We start from the raw sequence: 24791 nt of genomic DNA, 5'->3' as shown, positions 1-24791 counted from the left end.
TGAAGCCAGAGCCTGTTGCGATGCGGACAGAGTCGACCGAGCCCGTCGGATATCACGCGAGCGTGACGGTGCGCTGGTCCGATATGGACGCCTTCGCACACATCAACCATGCCCGGATGGTCACCCTGCTCGAAGAAGCGCGCATCGAATGGCTGCTCAGCGAGGGCGAGGCCAACGAGTCTCTGATCAAGAGTGCGTTGATCGCCGATGTCACCATCGCGTACAAGAAGCCGCTTCGGCACTCGGACGGTCCGCTGGACGTCACGCTGTGGTTCGAGAAGGTGCGCGCAGTCGATTTCACCATCGGGTACGAGGTCCGTGCCGCGGGCGCAGCACCCGATTCACCGCCCGCCGTGGTGGCGACGACCCGGATGGCGATGGTCGACGTCGGTGCCGAGACCTTGCGCCGCATCGCGCCGGAGGAAAAGGCCTACCTGGCCCGCTGGACGCGCTGAAACTCGGTCGCCCGATCCAGGAACCACGCCAACGCGGCCGGATCGTCGACGGCACTCGCATCGAGAGTGCCTGCAGCAGTGGCACCTTGGAAGAGGCGTTTGAGTGGCACCTCGAGCTTCTTCCCGGTCCGGGTGTGGGGTACCGCGGGTGCGGCGATGATGTCGTCGGGAACGTGTCGCGGCGATGCCTGTGTTCTGATGACGGATGCGATGCGCTCCCGCAGTTCGTCGGTCACACCGTCCGGGACCACCACGAACAGGGGCATCCAGTATCCACCGTCGGGTAGCTCGATGCCGAGGACGAGCGCCTCGGTCACCTCGTCCAGAGATTCGACGGCCTGGTAGATGTCGGCGCTGCCCATGCGAATTCCGTTGCGGTTCAGCGTCGAATCCGATCTTCCGTGCACGACGACGCTGCCGCGGTCGGTCATCGTGATCCAGTCACCGTGCCGCCAGATTCCCGGATAGGTGTCGAAATAGGCGTCCCGGTATCGAGATCCGTCGGCGTCGTTCCAGAAGTACAGCGGCATCGACGGCATCGGCTCGGTGACGACCAGTTCGCCGACGGTACCGCGGACGGGATCGCCGTCCTCGTCGTAGGCGTCGAGCGCGACCCCGAGAAAGGGCACCGACAGCTCCCCCGCCCAGACCGGGGCGGTCCGCACTCCCCCGGCGAACGCCGACACCACGTCGGTCCCGCCGGAGATGGAGAAGACCGGCAGGTGCGCTCCGATGTTCTCCGACAACCAGATCGACGACGATGCAGGCATCGCGGACCCAGTGATGCCGACGGCCCGCAGCGCCGACAGATCGTGGTCGGTGCCGGGATGCGTGTCGGCCTTGATGCACGAGAGCACGTACCCGGGGCTGGTACCGAGGTACGTCACACCCAGCCTAGCGGCGATGTCCCACAGCGCATCCGGCGTGGGGAACGCCGGACTTCCGTCGGCGCACACGATCGTGGATCCGACCAGCAGGCCGGCGATCTGGAAGTTCCACATCATCCAGCTGGGGCTGGTGTACCAGAAGAACACGTCTTCGGGGCCCAGATCGGACTGTAGGGCAACGGATTTGAGATGCTCGAGCACCACACCGCCGTGACCGTGCACGATTCCCTTCGGCAGACCCGTGGTGCCCGAGGAGAACACGACCCACAGCGGGTGGTCGAAAGGCACCGACGCCGGGGCCAGTTCACGACTGTGCTCCGTTGCGGCAGACCAGCTCACTGCGTTTCCCGACGCCTCGCCGACCGTCACCACGACCTGCAGTGTCGGCAGCCCCGACGTGAGCGCGTCGACGTCGGCGGCCTTGTCTCGGAACTTCCCTCCGTACACGTACCCGTCGGCAGTGATCAGTGCCGTTGGTTCGAGCTGGCCCAGACGGTCGAGTGCCGCCGAGGCCGAATAGTCCTGCCCGCACGCAGACCAGACCGCCCCCAGGCTCGCGGTCGCCAGGAAGGCGATCACCGCCTCGGGGACGTTGGGCAGGTATCCGACGACGCGGTCGCCGCGTCGGACTCCCGCGTCGGCCAGCATGCCTGCCAGCGCCCCGGCCTGATCGATCATCTCCTCCCACGTCACGGTCCGCGTCGAACCGTCTTCGCGGGCGTGGACGATCGCAGCGCGGCCCGATCGAGCGTGCCGAACGACCTGGTCCACGTAGTTCAGTTCCGTACCAGGAAACCAGTGTGCTCCCGGCATACCGTGCTCTGCGAGCACCGTCGTCGGCACACTGGAGGAGCGAACCTCGAAGAAATCCCACACCGCTCGCCAGAACAGTTCCAACTCGTTCGTCGACCATCGCCACAGAGACGAGTAGTCCGGTAGCAGCACATCGTGGCGTTTCTCGACGAATCGCGCGAACTCGGTCACCCGAGCCTCGGCGACGTCGGAATCCGTCGGTGTCCACAGCGCACTGGTCATGGCAGCGAGTATGGCAGCCCGAGGGCGATATTCAGATCAATCCGAGCGACCGTTCGCGCATTTCCACCTTGCGCACCTTGCCGGTGACCGTCATCGGGAACTCGTCGACCACGTGCACGTATCGCGGGATCTTGTAGTGCGCCAGCCGTCCGTCGCAGAAGGCGCGCACCGCAGTCGAATCGAGAGGCGCTGCACCGTCTTTCATCTTGATCCACACCATGAGCTCCTCGCCGTACTTCGGGTCGGGCACACCGATCACCTGGGCGTCGAGGATGTCGGGGTGGGTGTAGAGGAACTCCTCCACTTCGCGGGGATAGATGTTCTCGCCGCCGCGGATCACCATGTCCTTGATCCGCCCGGTGATCGCCACGTAGCCGTCTTCGTCCATCACCCCGATGTCGCCGGTGTGCATCCACCCCTCGCCGTCGATCGCCTCCGCGGTCTTGTCTGGCTGCTGCCAGTAACCGAGCATCACCGAATAGCCGCGAGTGCACAGCTCGCCGGCCTCGCCTCGGGGCAGCGTCTCGCCGAGGACGGGGTCGACGATCTTGACCTCGAGGTGCGGACCGACGCGTCCGACGGTCGACACCCTCTGCTCGATGGAGTCCTCGCTTCGAGTCTGCAGCGACACCGGAGACGTCTCGGTCATGCCGTAACAGATCGACACCTCGGCCATCCCCATTCGGTCGATGACCTGCTTCATCACTTCGGTGGGACACGGCGATCCGGCCATGATGCCGGTACGCAGACTGCCGAGGTCGAATTCGTCGAAGTTCTCCAGTGCCAGTTCGGCGATGAACATCGTCGGGACTCCGTAGAGCGACGTGCACTTCTCGGCGGCGACGGCCGTCAACGTCGCCACCGGATCGAACGAGGGACCGGGAATCACCATCGCTGCGCCGTGCGAGGTGCACGCGAGATTGCCCATCACCATGCCGAAGCAGTGGTAGAACGGCACCGGAATGCAGACGCGGTCCTCTGCGGCGTAGTGGCAGAGCTCGCCGACGAAGAAGCCGTTGTTGAGGATGTTGCGATGGCTGAGAGTCGCACCCTTGGGGAATCCCGTTGTCCCCGAGGTGTACTGGATGTTGATCGCATCGTCGGGACCAAGTCGCTCGGACACATCGGTGATCATCCGCGGAGTCTTCGCCAACGCTCGATGCCCGCGATCGGTCATCGCCTCCCACTGGATGCTCCCGATGAACAGCACCGCACGCAGGGATTCCACCTCGGGGCGCACGTCGTCGATCATCGCCACGTAGTTCGATCCCTTGAACTCCGTGGCCGACAACAGCACCGACACCCCGGCCTGCTTCAGCACGAACTGCAACTCGTGTGAGCGATAGGCGGGATTGATGTTGACCAACACGGCACCGATCTTGGCCGTCGCGTACTGCGCCAGAACCCATTCCGGGCAGTTCGGAGCCCAGATTCCGACACGGTCCCCCACCTCGACTCCGGCCACGAGCAAGCCGGCCGCCAACAGGTCGACGTCGGCGACGAACTCCGAGTAGGTCCACCGCCGCCCGGACGCGACGTCGATCAACGCGTCACGATCCGAGTACAGCGCCGCGGTGCGATCCAGATCGGCACCGATCGTGTCGTCCAGAACTGCGGTATCCGACGCGCCGGAAGAATAACTGTCCATGGACCCCACGGTAGTGAGCCCGGTCACGTACAGCCACCCCCGAATAGGGGGACGTCACTCGAGTGTGAGGGCCTCGGCCGCTTCGAGCACATCGGCTCGCGAGGTGTCCTTCAACGCCACACCCGACCGCCCGAGTCTCCTGGCACCGGCCAACAGGCCGGCCACGATTCGTGCCGACTGTGCGTACCCCTGTCCCTCCGGCGGATGGATGTTGGAGATGCAGTTGCGATCGGCGTCGGTGCACCCGGGTTTCGGCAGATGCGTCAAATAGATGCCGAGACTGTCGGCAACCGACAACCCCGGACGCTCCCCGATCAGAACCAGCACCGTCCGAACACCCATCGCCGCGGCGATGTGATCACCGAGCGCCACCCGCGCCTCGGTCGCGATCACCGGAGCCGCGATCGAATAACGATCGGAGAGCTCTGCTTTCAACGCGTCCAGCATCGCCACACCGTGATCGGCGAGCGCACGCGGGGACAAGCCGTCGCCCAACACGATGCCGATCTCGTCCTCGGAATGCGGCACCGCCGACAGATCCTTCGGCTGCCGACCCAGATCGGGCCGTCGCAGATACTCCGCACGACTGGTCGCCAACGACGTCACCACCGACGGTGCACCGAGACCGACCTGCTCGACCCGGCCCACGAACTCCTCGACCTCGAGCGGCATGTGCACCGCATCGCGCGCGGCGGCATGAGCAGAGCGAAACTCGAGCACCCGCGTGGTCGGCAACGAATCACCGATGCGCCCCAGTCCGATCCGGGCCTGCGTCATCGCCCGCATCTCGCCCCAGAACTCTGTTTCCGATCGTTCCGCGGGCTCCACTCCTGCACTCCCTGGTCGTTCCGCGGGCTCCACTCCTGCACTCCCTGGTCGTTCCGCGGGCTCCACTCCTGCACTCCCTGGTCGTTCCGCGGGCTCCACTCCTGCCACCTCCGATTCACCGATCATCGCGCACTCATCAAGGCCCGTAGCGGTGAACCCGCCGCATCGACGTCGAGGACCCGGCCGTCGGCGTCCACCATGCCGAGACGGGAGAGCCACGACTCGAATTCCGGTGCCGGCCGCAGACCCAGAACCTGTCGGACGTAGAGCACGTCGTGAAAGCTCAGCGACTGGTATCCGAGCATGACGTCGTCGGCACCGGGAACCGCGATGACGAACGCGACCCCGGCCGCGCCGAGGAGCGTCAGCAGGGTGTCCATGTCGTCCTGGTCGGCCTCGGCGTGGTTGGTGTAGCAGACGTCCACTCCCATCGGCAGTCCAAGCAGCTTGCCGCAGAAGTGATCTTCCAGGCCCGCCCTGATGATCTGCTTGCCGTCGTACAGGTACTCGGGCCCGATGAATCCGACGACGGTGTTGATCAGTAACGGCTCGAGATCGCGGGCCACGGCGTACGCGCGCGTTTCGAGGGTCTGCTGATCGACGGGGCGGTCGCCGGTGCCGACGTGCGCACCCGCCGACAATGCCGAACCCTGACCGGTTTCGAGATACATGACGTTGTTCCCGACGGTTCCGCGGTGCAGCGATCTTCCGGCCTCGTTGGCCTCCCGCAGCAGCGGAACGTTCACTCCGAAGCTCGAATTGGCTCCTTCGGTGCCCGCGATGGATTGGAACACCAGATCGACCGGAACGCCCTTGTCGATCAGTTCCATCGTCGTCGTCACGTGCGAGAGAACGCACGACTGCGTCGGAATCTCGAAGCGTTGCCGAATCTCGTCGAGCAGATGCAGCAGGTCGGCCGTCGCCTGCGGTGAGTCGGTGGCCGGGTTGATCCCGATCACCGCGTCGCCCGATCCGAGCAACAGTCCGTCGAGCGTGGCCGCGGCGATTCCGCGGGGATCGTCCGTCGGGTGATTGGGCTGGAGTCGCGTGGTCAGTGTTCCGGGCAGCCCTATCGTCGTACGGAACGCCGACGTCACCTGCGCGGCCCGCGACACCGCGATCAGATCCTGGTTCCGCATGATCTTGCTGACCGCCGCCACCATCTCCGGGGTCAGTCCGGCAGCAACCGAGCGCAACGTCGCCGCCGCGTTCGGCCCTGCGGTGACCTGCAGCAGCCAGTCCCGCAGACCTCCGACGGTCAGGTGCGAGACCGCCCCGAACGCGATTCGGTCGTGTGAATCGATGATGAGCCGGGTGACCTCGTCGCTCTCGTACGGAACGAGCAGATCGTGCAGGAAGACATCGAGCGAGACCTCCGACAATGCCCACTGCGCTGCAGCTCGTTCGGCATCGGATTCAGCTGCGCAACCGGCCAATTCGTCTCCCGACCGCAGCGGGGTCGCCTTGGCCATCAGGTCCACCAGACCGTCGAAGGTGTAGGTGGTTCCCGAGACCTGTTGGGTGTAGATCGTCATTCCAGTTCGGCCTCGGCCTCGGCCAGTGCGGCGAATTCCTCGTCCGGCGAATTCGCAACCAGATGATGCCTGCTGTAGATGCCGAAGTAGGCCATGAACGCGACGAACACGGCCAGGCACCACAGCGCTGCGGTGGAGTCGACGACGAAGGTGGCGACAACGGCGAGGGCTGCGATGACCAACGCGAATCCTGTGGTCACGACGCCGCCGGGGGTTCGGTATGGGCGTTCCATGTTCGGCTCGTTACGACGCAGCACGATGTGGCTGACCATCATCAGAACGTAACTCAGAGCCGCACCGAACACGGCCATGTTGAGCAACATTCCGCCCTGACCGGTCAACGAGAGCAAGAAGCCGATGACGCCCGGCACGATCAACGCCAGTGTGGGGGCCTTGCGAGAGTTGGTGATGGACAGCGTCTTCGGCAGGTACCCGGCGCGCGAGAGCGCGAACAGCTGGCGTGAGTACGCGTACATGATCGAGAAGAACGACGCGACGAGTCCGGCCAGGCCGATGTAGTTGACGATCTTGCTCGCGGTTCCGTCACCGAGAGCTTCCACCAACGGGTTCCCCGATTCCTTGACGGCGTCGGCACCGCCGGCCCCGGTCACCAGGAACAGCACGACGGCACCGGTGACGAGCAGCACGCCCATGGCGGCGATGATGCCGCGCGGGACGTTCTTCGTCGGATCCTTGGCCTCTTCCGCGGCCAGCGGAACACCTTCGATGGCGAGGAAGAACCAGATGGCGAACGGAACGGCAGCCCAGATTCCGAGGTAGCCGAACGGCAGGAATCCGGAGGCTCCGGCGGCGTCGGTGGGGGCGATGTCGGTCAGGTTGCTTGCGTCGAACTGTCCGATGGCGGCGATGGCGAAGACCACGAGTCCGACCAGTGCGATTCCGGTGATGACGAACATGATCTTGAGGGCTTCGCCTGCGCCGGACAGATGGATCCCGATGAACACGGCGTAGACCACCAGGTAGACCCACCAGCCGTCGGTGATACCGAACAGTCCGAGTGATTCGACGTAGGCACCGATGAACGTGGCGATTGCCGCCGGGGCGATCGCGTACTCGATGAGAATGGCTGTGCCGGTGGCGAATCCGCCCCACGGCCCGAGCGCTCGGCGGGCGAAGGTGTAGCCACCGCCCGCTGCAGGCAGCGCCGAGGACATCTCTGCCATGCCGAGGACCATGGCCAGGTACATGCCCGCGATGATGATCGCCGCAATCAGGAGGCCACCGAAACCGCCCTCCGCGAGACCGAGGTTCCACCCCGAGTAATCGCCGGAGATGACGTAGCTGACTCCGAGGCCTGCCAGCAGGACCCAGCCCGCTGTCCCCTTCTTCAGGGTACGTTTGGCCAGGTAGTCACCGCCCTCGACGTGCGACCGAGTGCCCTCGTGAGAGCCGGATTTCGATTGAGACGACTGGGGGTCTACCACGGACATTGCAAGCCTCTCGTAGCAAGTTCGCTCGGAGCGGGGTCACGCCCGAGGGGACGATTCACAACACGTGTGGCGCGCGAATCGGTTCAAGATAGGCCCGTGATGTAAGCGCCGCGTCATCGGTGAGTGACGGGCGAATTACGTCAGGTTCCGACGGCGTTGACGTCGCCGATGTCTCCCTCGTCCGGTTCGGCGACTGTCAGTACCGCGTCCACCACAGCCCTGTTGGTTTCCAACTCACGCTCCAGCCGCCGGAGCGTGTGCGCGATGCGTGATTCTGCGAAATCACCGACGAGATCGACACTCGCCACCACGTAGATCTGTTTGGGACCGACGAACTCGATGCGCACGAATCTGACCGACGCCACCTCGGGAAGTTGCTCGATCCGCTGCACCACCGCGTTCCATAATGCTCTCGATCCTGGTTCGCCGGTCAGGAATCGGCGGTTTCGATCGATCAACACGAAGGCGACGATTCCGAGCAGTACACCCACCAGAATGGATCCGATGGCATCGAAGGCCGCGGACCCCGTCAGTTGATGCAACCCGATTCCCGCACCGGCGATCACGATGCCGATCAATGCGGCGCTGTCCTCCGCGAACACCGCGCGCAGCGTCGGATCCGAGGTCTCGAGTGCGTAGTCGAGGAAGTCCTTGTCGTATTCGGCCGCTTCACCGCGAATCTGCCGAACCGATTGCAGGAACGACACTCCCTCGAGCAGAAATGCGACGGCGAGCACCACATACGCGACGAGGTAGTTCTCGCTGCTCGATTCGCCGGCGAGCAACGAGGTGATGCCGTGCCACACCGATACCGCAGCACCGGCGACGAAGAGACCGATGGCTGCGAGCGTCGACCAGAAGTAGGTCTCGCGCCCGTAGCCGAGCGGCCGCCGATCGTCGGGCCCGCGCGAACCTCGACGATTGGCGACGAGCAGGAAGATCTCGTTACCGGTATCCGCCCACGAGTGCGCAGCTTCGGCAACCATCGACGCCGACCCGGTGAACACTGCGGCGAACGTCTTGGCGATCGCGACGCCGAGATTGGCGACGAATGCGATCACCACGGTACGCAGGCTTTCGCCGCCCTCGGCCGCGTCGGATTTCGATGAACTCTTCATCGCTCGCACTGTATGCGCTGCGCGCAGTGGTGCGGTTGTGTGCCACCTGCGGCATCCAACCGCACCACTGCCGCAGGCACTCAGCCCTGAAGCATCCCAGGGACGGGACACGCATCGACGGCCTCGGCGACCACCAAGGGGTCTGCGGGAACCTCCGGCCGTCGACCTTCTTCCCAGTCGACTCCCACCAGTGGTGGATGCTGCGCGAGAATGTCGTTCTCCTCGGCGGTGTATGCACGTCCGCGGCTGAGGAACCGCACTCCCTCGGGCGATTCGAGCGAGAATCCACCGCCGCGGCCGGGAACCACGTCGAGCACGAGCTGGGTGTGCTTCCACGCCTGGAACTGGGATCCCGAGATCCACACCGGCACACCGTCGCTCCCGGTCGGCAGGTCCTGTGGGACATCACCGACCCCCAGCCGAAGGTCGATGTACCCCAGGAGAACGTCCCGGTCGCCGACGATGAATTCGCCTGCGGGATAACACATCGGCGACGACCCGTCACAGCATCCCCCGGACTGATGCATCATCAGTTCCCCGTGGATACCGCCGAGGCGACGGAGCAGGTCCATCGCCTCGACGGTGGTCTTCAGCCGCGCGGGCTGCGCAGCGCTGTTCATCAGAAGAAGCCCTGGGCCTTCTGGGCGTAGCTGACGAGCAGGTTCTTGGTCTGCTGGTAGTGATCGAGCATCATCTTGTGGTTCTCGCGGCCGATACCCGACTGCTTGTAGCCACCGAACGCGGCGTGCGCGGGGTACTGGTGGTAGGTGTTGGTCCACACGCGGCCGGCCTTGATGTCGCGTCCGGCTCGGTAGGCGACGCCGCCGTCGCGAGACCAGACGCCTGCACCGAGTCCGTAGAGGGTGTCGTTGGCGATGTCGATGGCATCGTCGTAGTCCTTGAAGGACGTGACCGACACGACCGGGCCGAAGATCTCCTCCTGGAAGATGCGCATGTTGTTCTTGCCGGTGAAGATCGTCGGCTGGACGTAGTAGCCACCGTTCAGATCTCCGCCGAGCTGCGCACGCTCACCGCCGGTGACGACCTGTGCGCCCTCGCCCTTGCCGATCTCGATGTACGAGAGAATCTTCTCGAGCTGATCGTTGGACGCCTGTGCGCCGATCATGGTCTCGGTGTCGAGCGGATCTCCCTGTCGCACAGCCTTGGTGCGGATGGCGGCCAAGGCGAGGAACTCGTCGAAGATGTCCGCCTGGATCAGCGAGCGCGACGGGCAGGTGCACACTTCACCCTGATTGAGGGCGAACATCGTGAAGCCCTCGAGCGCTTTGTCCTGGTAATCGTCGTTGGCCTGCAGCACGTCGGAGAAGAAGACGTTGGGGCTCTTGCCGCCGAGTTCGAGAGTCACCGGAATCAGGTTCTGCGACGCGTACTGCATGATGAGACGGCCGGTGGTGGTCTCCCCGGTGAAGGCGATCTTGGCGATGCGCGGGCTGGACGCCAGCGGCTTGCCTGCCTCGACTCCGAATCCGTTGACGATGTTGACGACGCCCGGAGGCAGGAGGTCGCCGATGATCGAGATCAGGTGCAGGATCGATGCGGGGGTCTGCTCGGCGGGCTTGAGCACCACGGCATTTCCGGCCGCGAGAGCGGGCGCGAGCTTCCATACGGCCATGAGGATCGGGAAGTTCCACGGGATGATCTGCCCGACGACTCCGAGCGGCTCGTGGAAGTGGTATGCCACTGTGTCGCTGTCGATCTCGGAGAGTGATCCCTCCTGCGCGCGGATGCAGCCGGCGAAGTAGCGGAAGTGATCGACGGCGAGCGGAATATCGGCGTTGAGAGTCTCGCGAATCGGCTTGCCGTTGTCCCAGGACTCCGCCAGTGCGATGGACTCGAGGTTCTCGGCGATTCGGTCGGCGATCTTGTTGAGAATCACGGCGCGCTCGGCGGCGGAGGTCTTGCCCCATGCGGGCGCTGCGGCGTGTGCGGCATCGAGCGCGAGCTCGATGTCCTCGGACGTGGAGCGGGCGACCTCGCAGAAGTTCTCTCCGGTGACGGGAGTCGGGTTCTCGAAGTACTGACCCTTGACCGGCGGTACCCACTCGCCGCCGATCCAGTTGTCGTAACGCGACTGGAACGACATGACGGAATCGGCGGAACCTGGACGGGAGTAGACGGACATTGAAAATCCTCCTGATCGACACGTGCTTCACAGTTGATGCGGTGTGTGATTCAGGACACTAGGGCTTGCAACGTTGCAACTACGTTGCCGATGCGACTGCATCTGTGTTGCCGCTGCTGCCGGAGGTACCGACAGTGGCGATAGCGTCAGATTCCGAGTTCGCGGTCGAGGAGATCGATACGCGCACTGACCTGCCCGTACAGCGCGGAGTCTCGGCTCAGGGTGGCCCGGTAGGCCTCCCACGCGATCACGTCCGATCGACCGTGAATCGACGACGTCCACTGCGCCAGTAACACCGGATCTCCGAGTCGGAGCAACGCGGCCTGCATTCGGGACCGCAGTTCCTCGCGGATCTCCTCGATGCCGGGCGCGGACGATCCGGGCAGCACCGGACCCGAGTAGATACGAAGAGCAGCCTCGACGTCTCCGCGGTCGAGGGCACGCCGGATGTCGCCGACGTCCGAGGACAGCTCGCCGACCAGACGGTAGGGCCGCGACGCCAGGCCTGCGGTACCGAATGCCTTGCGCAATCTCGACATCTCGGCGCGAATCGTCACCGAGTCCAGCTCCTGCTCGTCGAGCAGCACCGCGAGGTGGTCGGAGCTGAGCCCTTCGGGATGCTCACCGAGTAGAAGCAGTATCTCCGCGTGTCGCTGGGAGAGCGGTATCCGGCCGGAACCACGCACCACTCCCGGCCGTCCGGATCCGAGAACCTCGAGCCGAGGAGCAGTGTCGCCCAACGATTTCGGCGAGTTCATCAGATGCAGGCGCAATTCGGACTCGGCGGCGGCGACGGTGGCACGCACCAGCGAGAGCACCTCGGGCACCGCGACGCGCGGGCCACCGGTGATGTCGATCGCCCCCAGGATGTGGCCACTGGTGGGGTGGTGAACCGGTGCCGCCGAGCAGCTCCACTCGTGCACCGACCGAGAGAAATGCTCGGACGCGAAGATCTGCACACTGTGGTCGACTGCGAGCGCGGTACCGGGGGCATTGGTGCCCTTGTTCTCCTCGCTCCAATCGACCCCCTCGGCGAAGTCCATCGTGAGCGCTCGGTCCTTGGCTGCGGAGTCACCCTCGACCCACAGCAGCCGGCCTTCGGCATCGGAGATGGCGACGAGTAAGCCGGTGTCCGCCGCGTCCTCGACCAGCAGCTTTCGGATGACCGGACGAATGATCGCCATCGGATGCCCGTTGCGGTAGCGCTCGAGATCCGGCCCGGTCAATGCCGGAGTGTCGTTTCCGCCGTCGGGATCGACCCCCTTGGTGCGACTGCGCATCCACGAGTCGAGTACGACGGACCTCACCGTCGAACCGTGAGTACGGAGGTCGTCCACGAAAGATTGGTGGGCACTGGACATCTGGCGCGCGAGCACAGCGACGTCCTCGCCGGGACGCACTGCGACCCAGGGGTTGCCGCCACTGTCCGATCGGCTTGCCATTCGACGCTTCCTCCGTGACCTGTCCACATCGTTGTTACCCAGCTCACAGACCAGGATACAGCCGTGGCCGGCGCGCGCGGCTGTGGCCGGTCGCGCCGACCTCGGTTGCCTACTTCTTCTTGGCGCTCGACGTGATGATGTCGTTGCTGGTGTCACCACTCGACTTGGCCCGCTTGTCCGCGCGCTTGTCCTTGAGAGATTTGCCGGATTTCTTGGTCATCGTGTTGCGGGGCGATTTGTCCGACATGGCAGTAACCCATCTATCGGGGAACCCGAACGGTCCCCAGACCATGAACGCTACGCCTCGACACCCCTACCGTGGTCTGCAATCAAGGCCGCTGCGCGCTCGGCGAACATGATCGCCGTCGCATGCGGGCCGCGGCTGGGCACCACCGGAAACGCCGAGGTGTCGACGACGAGGACACCGTCGACACCGCGCACCCGGCAGTGGTCGTCGAGCACCGCCTCCGGGTCCGATTCCGGGCCCATCTTGGCGCTGCCGGACAGATGCAGCGAAGTACCGAGTGCCGCGAGGGGGTCGTCGATCGCGGGCACATCGACGATCTCCGACATGATCGGCGACGCCAGTAGATCGCGCGCGAGTTCGACGCCCTCGCGCATAGCGCGCCGGTCGACCTCCGATTCGAGATAGCGGTATCGCACGTCCGGGGACTCGAACGGATCCAAGCTTCGCAGCGTGATGCTCCCGCGTGCCGTCGAGCGCATGAGGCCGACACCGAACACGTGCGGCCCACGCGAAAGACCGGAGATCAATCGATCGAATCTCCTGGTGTACGGCCTGATCTCGACGTCGCCCGAGTGCAACACCGCTTCCAGAGCACGAGATACCGTCGAGAATTCTTCGGTCGTCGCTACCGGAACGGCAACCTCGGGGTGGTCGCTGAAGCCACGGCCGACGCCCGGATTGTCGGAGATCACCGGAATCCCCAGCGCAACACTGCTTTCGGCCGGACCGATGCCGGATCGAAGCAGCAACGCGGGGGTGTGCACAGCACCAGCAGACAAAATCACCCTGTCGGACTTCACGATACTGCGTACACCGTCGACGATGATCTCGACCCCGGCCACCCTGTCTTTCTCGAACATCAACGACGACACCGTCGTATTCCCTTGTACCCGTAGGTTCTTTCGATCGATGACCGGCAGAAGGTATGCCAGAGCGGCACTTACACGGGTACCGTTTCGGATGTTCGACGGAACTGCGCCCACTCCTCCCACGGCCGCGTCGGGTGCGTTCATGTCCTCGTGGAATCGAAAACCTGCGTTCGCGGCCGCCTGCACGAACGATGCGGTCAGCGGATGTCGGTCCTGCTCCGACGTGCGCGAGACCGGCATCGGCCCGCGGGAACCGTGCCACCGATCGACCGCGTCGGCATCGAGATCGGTTTCGGAGCCGATGTAGAACGGCAGCACCTGATCGAACGACCACAAAGACTGCGGCCAGGCATCGAAGTCACCCGGCGTGGCGCGGACGAAGTAGCCGCCGTTCACTGCGCCGGAGCCTCCCAGCACCCGGCCTCGCGCGATCGTCCGGGACACACCGGCCGCGAGTTCGGCCGTATAGGTTCCCACCCATTCGCTACCGGGGCCGATGGGAAGTGTCGACGCGTCGAGCACGGCCGCCGGAACGTCGGCGACGCTGTGGAACGCAGGCCCGGCTTCGAGCAACAGCACCGACCGATCGGGGTTCTCACTGAGCCTCGATGCGAGAACGCAGCCGCAGGAACCACCTCCGACGACGATGACGTCGGCGAACTCGATCGGGTTCACACCGTCGACGGAGCAGACCGGGGTGGCACCACGTCAGCCGTCGAGGCGGGGCTTGAGGGCGTCGACGCTGCGGGCGGACAGTGCACCGTGCCACAGCCCCGCTCCGTAGGCGACGTCATCGGCTCGTTTGTAGAAGGCATAACGCACCGGATCGAGACCGCCGGGCTCCCGGTGCTTGTACCAATCCGAGAACGCCTCTGCCACAGCCAATCCCAGTGCAATTCTACGAATACGACTCGACAGCAGTACGGCGAGCAGGGTGATCGGCCAATAGTGCCGACACAGGGCCGACGCCAGTTGCCACAACCCCGCCACGAAACCCTCGGCCGCGAGGATGGCCGCGATCCGAGTGGGCTGGTCCAGACCGACGAACATCCTGCGCAGGCGAACGATCGTCACGCCGAGTGTGGCGGCAGCGCCGACGAGACCGATCCGCGTCAGACTCGCCGCGAGCAGACATGCAACCAACGTCCACGGGGACATCGCGATGGGCGGCACCATTCCCGGATGACGTGCCGACAACGGTGTGGCACCGGTGCCGTAGAACAGCTTGCGGGCGAACCATTCGGCGAAGGTGACGCGATGCTCGTGCGCGACGTGGGCGACGGGTTCGTAGCGCAGCCTCCACCCCGCTTCCTGCAATCGCCAGCACAGGTCCACGTCTTCGGCCACGTGCATCGACTCGTCGAATCCGTCGCAGTCCATCGCCACCGACCGACGCATCAACATCGCGGCGCTGGGGACATAGGACACCGAACTGCCTGCCCGTACCGCCGCTTCCTTGCGACCCAGGTCGAGCGACGAGCGGGCATGTTCGTACCTGGCCAGCGCACTGCCCTCGGGCTCGAGTGCGACGATGCGGGGGGCCACCAGGGCGACCGCCGGATCCGAGAAGTGGCCGAGCATCACCTCCAGCCACCCCTTACGTGGCACGACGTCGGAGTCCAAGAACGCTACGAAATCCGTTGTTGCACATCGCAAGCCAGTGTTTCGTGCGGCAGCAGGTCCACGTGAGCGCTCGTGCCGCAGCACCGTCATGCTGCCCACGCTCCACGAGATCCGCGGTACGGCGACCGGCACGTCCGAGCCGTCGTCGACGATGATGACGTGCAGCCCGTGGAGCGACGCGATCAAGCGCTCCAACCCCGCCTCGTTGTTCTTGAGCGGCACGACGACGGTGACGTCGCTCGGCGAGGGAATCGACATCGGCCGCGGATTCCCGACTCCGGAGTCGAGCAATTTGCGGGCCACGAGCGCGGACTGCGAGTCGGTCACTTCGATGAACCCGTCGCCGATCATGGCGGCCGCGGTCGGTGCCAGCTTGAGCATGCGGGTCGGTGAACCACCGATCAGGACGCGCCCTTCGGAGAATGTACGTACGCGTGGATCGACTCGCACCCCGAAGCCGTCAGGCAACCGACCTTCACCCATCAAGAGATCGTAAGCGGACAAGCCGCCGGAGTGTCGGCCACCCGAGAAATCGGACGGAACATACCTGTTCCCCGTTTTCCGCAGCTTCTGGTCGGGGTCGCGACCAGGCGTTTCACCGGGTTCGGTCATGAGATCACGCCCTGCTCGGAGGGACTCCATCGCCCGACTGCATGGGCCGCTCGGGTGCACATCTGCTCGAAAGCGCGACGCCCTTCCTCCGCATCGGCCCCGGTCGGATCGCCGAGCACGCCGTTGGCGGTGATCGGAGCCAATCCACCGTCGCGAAGTGCCGGGAGCAGGGCGGCGATATCGGTCACATTTCCCACCTGCGCCTTCGTCATGTCCACCGCCTCGGGCGAAAGATGCAGCAGCAACGACGTTTCGGTCCGGCCGGCGTGAGCATCTGCTCCGGGTATCGCGCACGGAAACCACACGACATTGCGGCCCTCGTACCGGAGCTGCAGCACTGCGGTCCGCACCGTCGGTGCGTTTCCGCCGTGGCCGTTGACGAACACCACCCGCTCGGCCCACCGGCAGGCGGAGCGTCCGTACTCCACCAGAAGCGTTTCGAGCGCGGCCGCACCGATCGAGACGGTGCCGGGAAATCCTTCGTGCTCACCACTGGCTCCGTAGGCGATCGGCGGGGCAACGGTTGCATGCGGAACGGTTCGCGCCACGGCGTCGGCGATACGAGTGTCGGTGTCGAGGGGAAGGTGCGGTCCGTGCTGCTCGATCGAACCGACCGGCACGACGAGGGTTCTCGACCGGTCGACGTCCGGCCAGTACTGAGCACCGAGTGAGTCCCTGGACATGGATGCAGATGATATCGGATGGAACGAAGCCGTCACGCCGCCGAAACACACGGTCGTTAATCTTCCATTCGTGCCACCCCGCCGTCGGTCCATATTGCTCTCGCAATTGTCGATATCGGCACCCGGTGGCCCGCAGCCGTCGATCCTGCGCGAATTGCGTCGGGTAATTCTCGCGGGCGACGCTCCACCGAATACCCCTATTCCGCTCAACGAAGTGGCCGAACTGTTCGGGGTGAGCAGAATACCGGTGCGCGAGTCCCTCAAGACGCTGATCGGCGAGGGCTTGGTCGATCATCGGCCGAATCTCGGCTACACGGTCGCCCAATTGACCGCGGCCGAACTACGCGAAATGTACATCGTCCGAGAGGTTCTGGAGACTGCAGCGCTGCCGATCGCCGTCGAATTCGCCACCGATGCCGACCGTGAACACCTCATCGAGATCAATCGGCAGCTCGAAGCGTCACTGGCTCGCGACGACTCGCGGGAGTATCACCGACTCTCACGTGAATTCCATCTGTCCCTGACGCGGCCTTCTCGGATGCACCGGTTGCTGCACATGCTCGAATCCGCCTGGAACATCACCGAACCCGTGCAGCCGATGGTGCATGTCGCCGGTTCCGACAGGGCATCACTGCACAGCGACCACGCCGATATGCTCACGGCATTCCTGGACGGTGATTCCGCGGGACTGCTCGGCGCAGCACAACATCACCACACGCGTCTCAATTCGGTCATTTCGACACTGTCGAACGACCATGGATTGTTTGCCGATCCGCCGTCGGAATAGCCGAGGGACGAATCCGAAAGATATATCGCTCGCGTCACGAGTGCGCAACACTGCGCCGCTAGCTTTTCCTCATTCGCTCGTTCACCTCCTTCGTTCACCTCAATGCCATGCCGTCAGGAGCATCGATGACAGATACAGCGCACGGTCCCGCTCAAACGGGAGATCTCGTGGAAGCCGCGGGCCACCCCGTCGGCGGTGGCCTGATCAAGGACAGCTACGACCCGCGGCTGACCAACGAGGATCTCGCTCCGCTGAAGAAGCAGACGTGGACCTCGTACAATCTCTTCGCCTTCTGGATGTCCGACGTGCACTCGGTCGGTGGCTACGTGACCGCGGGCAGCCTGTTCGCACTCGGCTTGGCCAGTTGGCAGGTGCTGATCGCGCTGCTCGTCGGCATCACGATCGTGTACTTCTTCTGCAACCTCGTCGCCAAGCCGAGCCAGGTGTCCGGAGTTCCGTATCCGGTCATCTGCCGCAGTGTCTTCGGTGTTCTCGGTGCCAACATTCCGGCGATCATTCGTGGCTTGATCGCCGTGGCCTGGTACGGAATTCAGACATTCCTGGCCTCGGCCGCTCTCGACATCGTGTTGATCAAGCTGTTCCCGTCTCTCGCTCCGTATGCCGTCACCGCCGACTACGGTTTCGCCGGACTCTCGCTGCTCGGCTGGGCGAGCTTCCTGTTTCTCTGGGTCGTCCAAGCGGCGGTGTTCTGGCGGGGCATGGAGTCCATTCGCAAGTTCATCGACTTCTGCGGCCCCGCTGTCTACGTCGTGATGTTCATGCTGTGCGGCTACCTCATCTGGAAAGCCGGCTGGGGCGCAATCGATCTGAACCTCGGAGAAGTCGAGCACACGGGTCTGAGCTCCATTCCGGTCATGCTCGGTGCGATCGCTCTCGTGGTGTCCTACTTCTCGGGCCCCATGCTCAACTTCGGCGACTTCTCGCGTTACGGAAAGTCCTACGCCGCCGTGAAGAAGGGCAACTTCCTCGGTCTGCCGGTGAACTTCCTGGTCTTCTCGATACTCGTCGTCGTCACTGCGTCGTTGACGCTTCCGGTGTTCGGTGAACTGATCACCGACCCGGTCGAGACCGTGGCACGGATCGACAGCACGTTCGCCATCGTCCTGGGCGCGCTGACCTTCACGATCGCCACCATCGGTATCAACATCGTCGCCAACTTCATCTCCCCTGCATTCGATTTCTCGAACGTCAGCCCCCAGCGCATCAGCTGGCGCGCGGGCGGAATGATCGCCGCCATCGGCTCGGTGCTGATCACGCCGTGGAACCTCTACAACAACCCCGACGTCATCCACTTGACGCTCGAGACCCTCGGTGCATTCATCGGACCACTGTTCGGCATCCTCATCGCCGACTACTACCTCGTCCGCAAGCAGAAGGTCGTCGTCGACGAGCTGTTCTCGATGTCGTCCACCGGGCTGTACTGGTACTCCAAGGGTTACAACCCGGCGGCGGTGTACTCCACCGTCGTCGGCGCGCTGGTCGCGATGTTCACCGTCCTCTTCAACGGGGCCATCGACGGCATGGAGATCGCCGGCATGTCGACGGCGTCGAAGTACAGCTGGTTCATCGGCTGCGGTATCGGGTTCGTCATGTACTTCTACCTGGCGACACGAACCAAGCTGGCTGTCACCAACTTCGACGTCCCAGCGAAGGCTTAGGATTTCTTCCGTGCTCATCAAGGTCATCAATCCGAACACCACCAGTTCGATGACCGCAACGATCGGTGACTGTGCCCGGGCCGTGGTCGGCCCGGGCACGGTCGTCGATGCGGTCAGCCCCTCGATGGGGCCCGTGTCCATCGAGAGTCATGTCGACGAAGCACTGAGTGTCCCAGGCATTCTCGCCGAGATCGCCCGGGGGGAGGCCGCTGGGGTCGACGGTTACGTCATCGCCTGCTTCGGAGATCCCGGTATCGACGCGGCCCGCGAGCTGGCGGCCGGGCCGGTCGTCGGTATCGCCGAGGCGGCCATGCACGCCGCGAGTTTCCTGGGTCGGGGATTCAGCGTCGTCACCACACTCGGACGCACCATCGGACGTGCCCAGGATCTGGCGAACCACTACGGCTTCGGACGCCACTGCCTCGGCGTTCATGCGTGCGAGCTGCCGGTCCTCGATCTCGAGACCGATCCCGACGCCCGCAAGATCGTCACCGAGGCGTGCCGCGTCGCCGTCGAGACGGACGGTAGCGATGCTGTGGTTCTCGGCTGCGCGGGTATGGCCGATCTGTGCCGACACATTTCGGCCGAGATCGGAGTACCTGTGGTCGACGGTGTGGCCGCGGGCACGTTGTTCGTGCAGTCCCTGGTCTCGCTGGGACTGAGCACCGGAAAGCGCGGCGAGTTCGCTACGCCACCGGCCAAGCTCTACACAGGAATGCTCGAGGGATTCAGTAGACAGTAGCGCCCGAAATCCGCTGGAGTGCAATTTCTCGATCCGATCGCAAGATCGATGCACTCGAACAACTACTTGACCGCGTCCACTTCTACCTCGACGAGCCAGCCCGGAACCGGAAGCGAGGCGACCTCCAACGCGAATCGGGAAGGTCGCGCGGAGTTGCGTTCCAGCGGTGCCGCAGGCTCCGCGCTACCGAGCGGAACGAGTTCTGTCTCATCCGTATCGAGATTCGTATTTGCGAAGAACTGCCGATAAGCACGGTTCCAGCCCGCATAATCGGCGATGCCGGTGCCGGGCGCGTTGTCGAGAAACACGCGCATCGTCACGACGTCCTCGAGTGTGTAGCCCTCTTGTTCGAGGTTGTCGCGGATCTTCTTCAGTACGTTGATGCCTTGTGCTTCGGTGACTGTGACACCTGGAGGCAACGTGCCACCCGGGAACTCTTCGGTGTCGATGTAGGACTCGGGGGTACCGGTCGCAGCAGCGTCGTTCATGGCTGTACCTCCGATACCGCTGGTCTTGTATACAGTTGCATCGCCGGATATCTCGACGCCTTGCGCGATCATCGGGTTGTCCTCGCCGGGTTCGATCACCGACCGTGCGCCCGCAGTGGTTTCGGTTGTGTCGCCCGAGGCCTCGGAATCCGAGGAGCATGCTGCGGTGAACAGAATGGTTCCCGCTGCTGCAGCGGCGATGAGTGAGCGAGTGACGTGTGACAACGTGGTGCCTTTCGACAGGTATGGGATTTCGATCAGGACGTGGTGACGCGCTCGTGCAGCGCGGTGACGACCTGGCGAGCCGATGTGAAGGCACCGTGCTGCCAGGCAATTGCATTGGAGAGGTGATCGCCTGCGAAATAGATTCGCTCGACAGGTGCGAGCAGTTTCTCGTATTCCGGCGTGGCGGCACCGCCGTGCGAACCACCCGACCCCTCCCAATTGGCCCACGCACTCTCCGAATACTTGGTACGACGCCAACTGCCGGAGAAGGAACTCACGATATCGCGGGTGTATTTGTCGCCGTGAATCATGGATCCTTCGGCGATTGCTTTCGCCAACCTTTGCTTGTGAGTGAGGGATTCGAAGGCCTGATGCCTCTTGCCGCTGTTGTAGTACCCGACGACGACACCGCGATCGGAGTTGTAGTGGTCGTACGGGAACATGATTTGCGAAATGTCGAGGTCGGTGTTGCTGGCACCCCCGTAGATGCGCTCGTCGGTCTCCCACCATCGGCGTGAGTACTCGATCCCGAGCTTGCCCGACGAGAACGGCTTGGCCGCTCTGTTCGCCGCCAACACGTCTGCCGGTAGATTCGTATCGAGGCGTCCGATCAGGTTGGGTGGAATCGTGCAGATCAGGTAGTCGGCGTCGATCGATTCCGCTTTTCCGTCTTTCGTGTATTCGACGGCGACGCGCTCGCCGGCGTTCTTCATCGACGTGACCTCGGCTCCGTAGACGATGTTGTCGACGCCGATCGACTCCTCGAAGGCGTAGTAGATTCGGTCCATGCCACCGACAGGTGAGAACATCAACATCGCTTGGTCGTAACCGAACTCGAAGCTGAAGTTGCGGCCTATCCCGCTGCGGATGACGTCGGACATGCTGTGCGGCTTCGTTTCGGCACCGAAGTCGACACCTGCGCCCGGTTCGGACGAATAGCCGCGCCGCGTCGATCCGAGATACCGCCCGTCATCGGACAGGTCACCGAAATCGCTGAGGAACTCGGACAGGGCGTCCTTGTCGTCGCGGCTGAGCACGTCGTCCAGAGCACCCCGGTTTGCGGCTTTCTGAAGCAGTTCCGACATGTATCCGTACGTGTCTGCTTTCGCCGCTCGGTAGCTCACCGACTGCTGATTGAGCGCCGTGTCGCTCTTGTAGTTGACTACGGTGTTGGCATTTTGATTGCCGAATGTCTGGAGCTCGACACCGAGCTCCTTGCAGTAGTCCATCGTGATGTGGCTCTGCGGTATTCGGGTCGCGCCGACGTTGTAGAAGTGGCCGTCGGAGAACGTGCACGTTTGAGTTTCCCCGTTCAGATCCGTCTCCTCGGCACCACCGCGGACAGACCACACACGGCCGCCCGGCCGGTTCCTCGCTTCGAGAATCGTCACCGAGTATCCCGCTTTGCGGAGCTCGTAACTCGCACACAGTCCTGCAGGACCACCGCCGAGCACGACCACCGAAGGACTTCCCTCGACCCTCCCGATCAGGTCGGACCTCGCCGGCGGTCTGAACCGTGTGGGCACCGCCTGAGCGGATGGAGCGAGGCCGATCGTCGACATCGCTCCATAGGCGAGCCCGGCCCCTCCCGTGACTCCGAGACCTCGCATGAACGATCTCCGTGTTACTGGCAATTCATGCTCCCATTCGTGCTGCCCGGTGCCTCGGTGGTCCGGGATCGAAAAGTTTCGAGTGCAATCCTGAACGGCAGGTAATTCGGGAAGATCAACCTCGGGAAACCATCGAGAAAGCGCGAGTGAGAACGGACAGGATTTCGGACGAGGCATTCCCACTCGTACGGTTCCAGCTGATTCATGTTCGCAATGCCCGTGCAACATGCGCCCACTATTTTCGGCAACCATGTCCGCACTCGAGCACGCGATCGCCAGGTCGTTCTCTGCCGGTGAGCCGGCGCAGCCCGCACTGTCACCTCTCCGCGCGCTCGGAAGGCGACAGCTGTCAGGGGTCGAGGTACTCGCCCAGTCGATCGCCACTACTGCACCCGCTGCATCGATGGTGGTGCTGCCCATCGCCATGCTGACGAACGACACAATGCTCGGAGGTGTGTTGACGATCGCTGCCGCGACGATCGTCGTATCGCTCATCGCATTCTGTATTTCGCAGTTCACCCGCAGGCTCGCCGCATCCGGAGGGTTGTACAGCTTCACCTTCCACGGCGCGCGAGCTCGCGCTGCGCTCACCGTCGGTACTGCCATGCTCGTGAAGTACTGCGCCAGTGGAGCGCTGACTCTCTACAGCGGCGGCCAGGCCGTCATGACTGTGCTCGACCAGTTCCACATCGATGCGCGCGGAGGCATTCCTACGATCACCATCTACCTGCTGATCGCCGCATCGATCCTGGCCTGTCTGCTGCGCGGTGTCAGGTTCGCCGCAACGGCGATACTCGTCGTCGAAGTATGTTCACTGGTTTTCATCCTCGTACTGCTGATGATTCCCGATGGTGCGGGCCGCGCAGTCGATGTGGAGACCGCAGAGTCGTCACACGGGCTACTGCTGGTCGCGCTGGCGGCGATGTTCTCACTGGCAGGCTTCGAGAGCGCCGCGTTCTTTGCTCCCGAGGCACGTCGCCCGCTCGTCAACGTCACTCGCACTGTGATGCTCACCCCCATCATCTGCGGAACACTGTTCACCTTCGCTGCGTGGGCTGTGTGGTCCGGCCGAGGCAGCACTCTCATCGAGGCGTACCTGCACGGTTCGTCCACCGGCATCGATCCGTCGCTCGTGATCGCGGTGAACGTAGGACTGAGTTGCTCGTGGCTGGCCTCCTCGATGGCCTCCTCCAATGCGGCGTCTCGCTTGGTCTACACGCTGGGGATCGAAAGGGTGATACCCCGAATATTCGGCTCTGTTCACCGACGATTCCGCACTCCGTCCGTGGCGCTGGTCTGTGTTGTCGTCGGCTTCGCTTCGGCCAGTATCCTGTTCTCGGTCGTGTCGGAAGGGCCGCTGATCGACAACGTGAAACTTGCTGCCCGCGCCGCCCTGATCGTCGGATACGTACTCGTCGCGGTCGCCGCCGTATTGTTCCTGCGCCGCATCGGTGAACTCGAGACACCTGTTGTCGTCGCAGCCGCGCTCGCCTCGGGCTGCGGCGTCGGGGTCCTGATGCTGCTGTTGTTCACCGACGGGATCACCGACAACCTCGTTCTGATCTCGGTGTTCTCGGTCATTGCACTGTCCGGAACGATATGGGCCTCGTGGCTGCGTACGCGCTCACCTCTCGGCCTTCGATCCATCGGTGTGTTCGACAGCGCGGAAACCACGGACGTGCTGCCCGGTTCCGCGTCCTACGGTGAGAACTCCCGTGGCGCTGTCGCTTTGGTCAAGCAGCCGCGCAGGGAGCGATGACAGTGGCCGTGCGTACACCGCGGGTCGCCGAGGTCTCGGGTCACGAGCCGCGCGCAGTACAGAAAGCGCTCGCTCTCCTCGAAGCCGTCGCACACATCGGACCAGGGGCGAGCGCCAAGGAGATCGCACAGGCAACAGGGGTTGCGCCCGCAACTGCATACAGGCTGCTCAATCTGTTGGTCGCAGACGGGTACCTCGTACGCATCGACGACCTTTCCGGGTTCGCGCTCGGTCGACGTACGCGCGAACTCGCGGGACCCGATCCCGGTCACGATCCCGATTCCATTCGCCGCGACGTGTTGGACAGTCTGCGATCCCACATTCGATTCGGTGTGTACCTCGCGTCGTACGAAGGCGGCCGCATCAGTCTGGTGGATCGAGATCCGGACCACGATTTGGTCGCAGAGAGCGCCATCTTGATACATCCCCATGCATCGGCCATCGGAAAAATGATGCTGGCACGTCGCTCCGAGACCCTCCCGACCGGGAAACTGCGGGTTTTCACATCACACACCATCGCCGACAGCAACGCACTGTCCGCGGAGCTGACCCGAGTTCGCACGTCGGACCTCGCCACCGAAACCGACGAGATGAGAATCGGGCGTTCGGCCATTGCGGTTCCACTTCGAGACGAATCGGGCTCGGTCAGTGGATGTCTGGCAGCGATCGGCAAGACCGGACGACTACGGACGGACGACTCCGATCTGATCGATCTGCTCCGAGCATCAGCGGGGAGGCTGCGCCCATGACAGTCCAATTCAGCGACGAACGGACGCGATCGTGCAGCCGATCGCTCCGCCGGCGACCAGCACGCCGACGAGCAGCAACACAACCTGCAGAGCAGTCGACATCGAGTCCTCGAACGACGCTACGTAGACCACGACACAGGACGCAACGATCGCGATGAGAGCAGACAGTGTCGGGG

22 protein-coding genes are annotated in these 24791 nt (G+C 63.9%); 6 read left to right on the top strand and 16 right to left on the bottom strand.

Annotated features, from left to right (window positions below; translation table 11 throughout):
• Positions 1-20 precede the first annotated feature (20 nt).
• On the top strand, positions 21-455 hold the full coding sequence (locus CH276_RS26905; protein WP_094632367.1) for an acyl-CoA thioesterase: 435 nt from the start codon (positions 21-23) through the stop codon (positions 453-455).
• Here CH276_RS26905 and CH276_RS26900 read toward each other — a convergent pair.
• From CH276_RS26900 to mftE, 13 genes are all read right to left on the bottom strand, one after another.
• Positions 431-2377 carry an acetoacetate--CoA ligase gene (locus tag CH276_RS26900; protein WP_094632365.1) on the bottom strand — a complete coding sequence of 649 codons (1947 nt, stop codon included), beginning with the start codon at positions 2375-2377 and terminating at the stop codon, positions 431-433. The two genes, CH276_RS26905 and CH276_RS26900, sit on opposite strands and share 25 nt — an antisense overlap.
• 31 nt (positions 2378-2408) lie before the next feature.
• Positions 2409-4025: an AMP-binding protein gene (locus CH276_RS26895; protein WP_176459468.1), complete on the bottom strand. Its 1617-nt coding sequence runs from the start codon at positions 4023-4025 to the stop codon at positions 2409-2411.
• Between the two features lie 54 nt (positions 4026-4079).
• Positions 4080-4853: an ethanolamine ammonia-lyase subunit EutC gene (gene eutC / locus CH276_RS26890; RefSeq protein ID WP_094632361.1), complete on the bottom strand. Its 774-nt coding sequence runs from the start codon at positions 4851-4853 to the stop codon at positions 4080-4082.
• A gap of 122 nt (positions 4854-4975) precedes the next feature.
• The gene (locus CH276_RS26880; RefSeq protein WP_094632359.1) at positions 4976-6388 is read right to left on the bottom strand and encodes an ethanolamine ammonia-lyase subunit EutB; all 1413 of its coding nucleotides are present in this window, start codon (positions 6386-6388) and stop codon (positions 4976-4978) included.
• Entirely contained in the window at positions 6385-7839 is a 1455-nt protein-coding gene (gene eat, locus CH276_RS26875) for an ethanolamine permease (RefSeq protein ID WP_032397557.1), read from the bottom strand. The genes CH276_RS26880 and eat overlap by 4 nt, the downstream gene beginning before the upstream one ends.
• 140 nt (positions 7840-7979) lie before the next feature.
• Positions 7980-8957, bottom strand: a complete 978-nt coding sequence (locus tag CH276_RS26870) for a cation diffusion facilitator family transporter (RefSeq protein ID WP_032397558.1) — start codon at positions 8955-8957, stop codon at positions 7980-7982.
• A gap of 80 nt (positions 8958-9037) precedes the next feature.
• The gene (locus CH276_RS26865; protein WP_176459467.1) at positions 9038-9577 is read right to left on the bottom strand and encodes a DUF779 domain-containing protein; all 540 of its coding nucleotides are present in this window, start codon (positions 9575-9577) and stop codon (positions 9038-9040) included.
• Entirely contained in the window at positions 9577-11100 is a 1524-nt protein-coding gene (gene exaC / locus CH276_RS26860; protein ID WP_032397559.1) for an acetaldehyde dehydrogenase ExaC, read from the bottom strand. The genes CH276_RS26865 and exaC overlap by 1 nt, the downstream gene beginning before the upstream one ends.
• Before the next feature lie 146 nt (positions 11101-11246).
• Positions 11247-12542 carry a transcriptional regulator gene (locus CH276_RS26855; RefSeq protein ID WP_032397560.1) on the bottom strand — a complete coding sequence of 432 codons (1296 nt, stop codon included), beginning with the start codon at positions 12540-12542 and terminating at the stop codon, positions 11247-11249.
• Positions 12543-12651: 109 nt separating this feature from the next.
• On the bottom strand, positions 12652-12789 hold the full coding sequence (locus tag CH276_RS28675; protein ID WP_176459466.1) for a hypothetical protein: 138 nt from the start codon (positions 12787-12789) through the stop codon (positions 12652-12654).
• Positions 12790-12839: 50 nt separating this feature from the next.
• Entirely contained in the window at positions 12840-14333 is a 1494-nt protein-coding gene (gene mftG / locus CH276_RS26850) for a mycofactocin dehydrogenase MftG (protein WP_094632357.1), read from the bottom strand.
• 33 nt (positions 14334-14366) lie between these two features.
• Positions 14367-15764: a mycofactocin biosynthesis glycosyltransferase MftF gene (mftF, locus tag CH276_RS26845; protein ID WP_094632433.1), complete on the bottom strand. Its 1398-nt coding sequence runs from the start codon at positions 15762-15764 to the stop codon at positions 14367-14369.
• A 125-nt stretch (positions 15765-15889) separates the two neighbouring features.
• The gene (gene mftE, locus CH276_RS26840; protein WP_094632355.1) at positions 15890-16576 is read right to left on the bottom strand and encodes a mycofactocin biosynthesis peptidyl-dipeptidase MftE; all 687 of its coding nucleotides are present in this window, start codon (positions 16574-16576) and stop codon (positions 15890-15892) included.
• Between the two features lie 70 nt (positions 16577-16646).
• Between mftE and CH276_RS26835 the strand changes: the two genes are divergently transcribed.
• The 3 genes from CH276_RS26835 to CH276_RS26825 all read left to right on the top strand — a co-directional run bounded on the left by CH276_RS26835 (position 16647) and on the right by CH276_RS26825 (position 19784).
• Positions 16647-17363, top strand: a complete 717-nt coding sequence (locus CH276_RS26835) for a GntR family transcriptional regulator (protein WP_032398253.1) — start codon at positions 16647-16649, stop codon at positions 17361-17363.
• Positions 17364-17488: 125 nt separating this feature from the next.
• Positions 17489-19042, top strand: a complete 1554-nt coding sequence (locus CH276_RS26830) for an NCS1 family nucleobase:cation symporter-1 (RefSeq protein WP_032398254.1) — start codon at positions 17489-17491, stop codon at positions 19040-19042.
• Positions 19043-19052: 10 nt separating this feature from the next.
• The gene (locus tag CH276_RS26825; RefSeq protein WP_094632353.1) at positions 19053-19784 is read left to right on the top strand and encodes an aspartate/glutamate racemase family protein; all 732 of its coding nucleotides are present in this window, start codon (positions 19053-19055) and stop codon (positions 19782-19784) included.
• Positions 19785-19846: 62 nt separating this feature from the next.
• Here CH276_RS26825 and CH276_RS26820 read toward each other — a convergent pair whose 3' ends face one another.
• Together CH276_RS26820 and CH276_RS26815 are read right to left on the bottom strand one after the other, a co-directional pair.
• On the bottom strand, positions 19847-20497 hold the full coding sequence (locus CH276_RS26820) for a Rid family hydrolase (RefSeq protein ID WP_094632351.1): 651 nt from the start codon (positions 20495-20497) through the stop codon (positions 19847-19849).
• Between the two features lie 32 nt (positions 20498-20529).
• Positions 20530-22107 carry a flavin monoamine oxidase family protein gene (locus CH276_RS26815; RefSeq protein ID WP_032397565.1) on the bottom strand — a complete coding sequence of 526 codons (1578 nt, stop codon included), beginning with the start codon at positions 22105-22107 and terminating at the stop codon, positions 20530-20532.
• A gap of 250 nt (positions 22108-22357) precedes the next feature.
• On the opposite strand from CH276_RS26815, the gene CH276_RS26810 reads away from it, so the two are divergent.
• Both CH276_RS26810 and CH276_RS26805 read left to right on the top strand, forming a co-directional pair.
• Positions 22358-23866: an APC family permease gene (locus CH276_RS26810; RefSeq protein ID WP_094632349.1), complete on the top strand. Its 1509-nt coding sequence runs from the start codon at positions 22358-22360 to the stop codon at positions 23864-23866.
• Between the two features lie 2 nt (positions 23867-23868).
• On the top strand, positions 23869-24615 hold the full coding sequence (locus CH276_RS26805; RefSeq protein WP_230596990.1) for an IclR family transcriptional regulator: 747 nt from the start codon (positions 23869-23871) through the stop codon (positions 24613-24615).
• 9 nt (positions 24616-24624) lie between these two features.
• Here the strand turns inward: CH276_RS26805 and CH276_RS29150 are convergent, their stop codons facing one another.
• Positions 24625-24747, bottom strand: a complete 123-nt coding sequence (locus CH276_RS29150) for a hypothetical protein (protein ID WP_254924461.1) — start codon at positions 24745-24747, stop codon at positions 24625-24627.
• Positions 24748-24791: the final 44 nt, after the last annotated feature.

Source organism: Rhodococcus sp. 06-470-2 (genome assembly GCF_002258235.1).
GTDB lineage: Bacteria > Actinomycetota > Actinomycetes > Mycobacteriales > Mycobacteriaceae > Rhodococcoides.
Note: the sequence above shows the minus strand (reverse complement) of the source record. Positions and strands in the feature narration are given on the sequence as shown.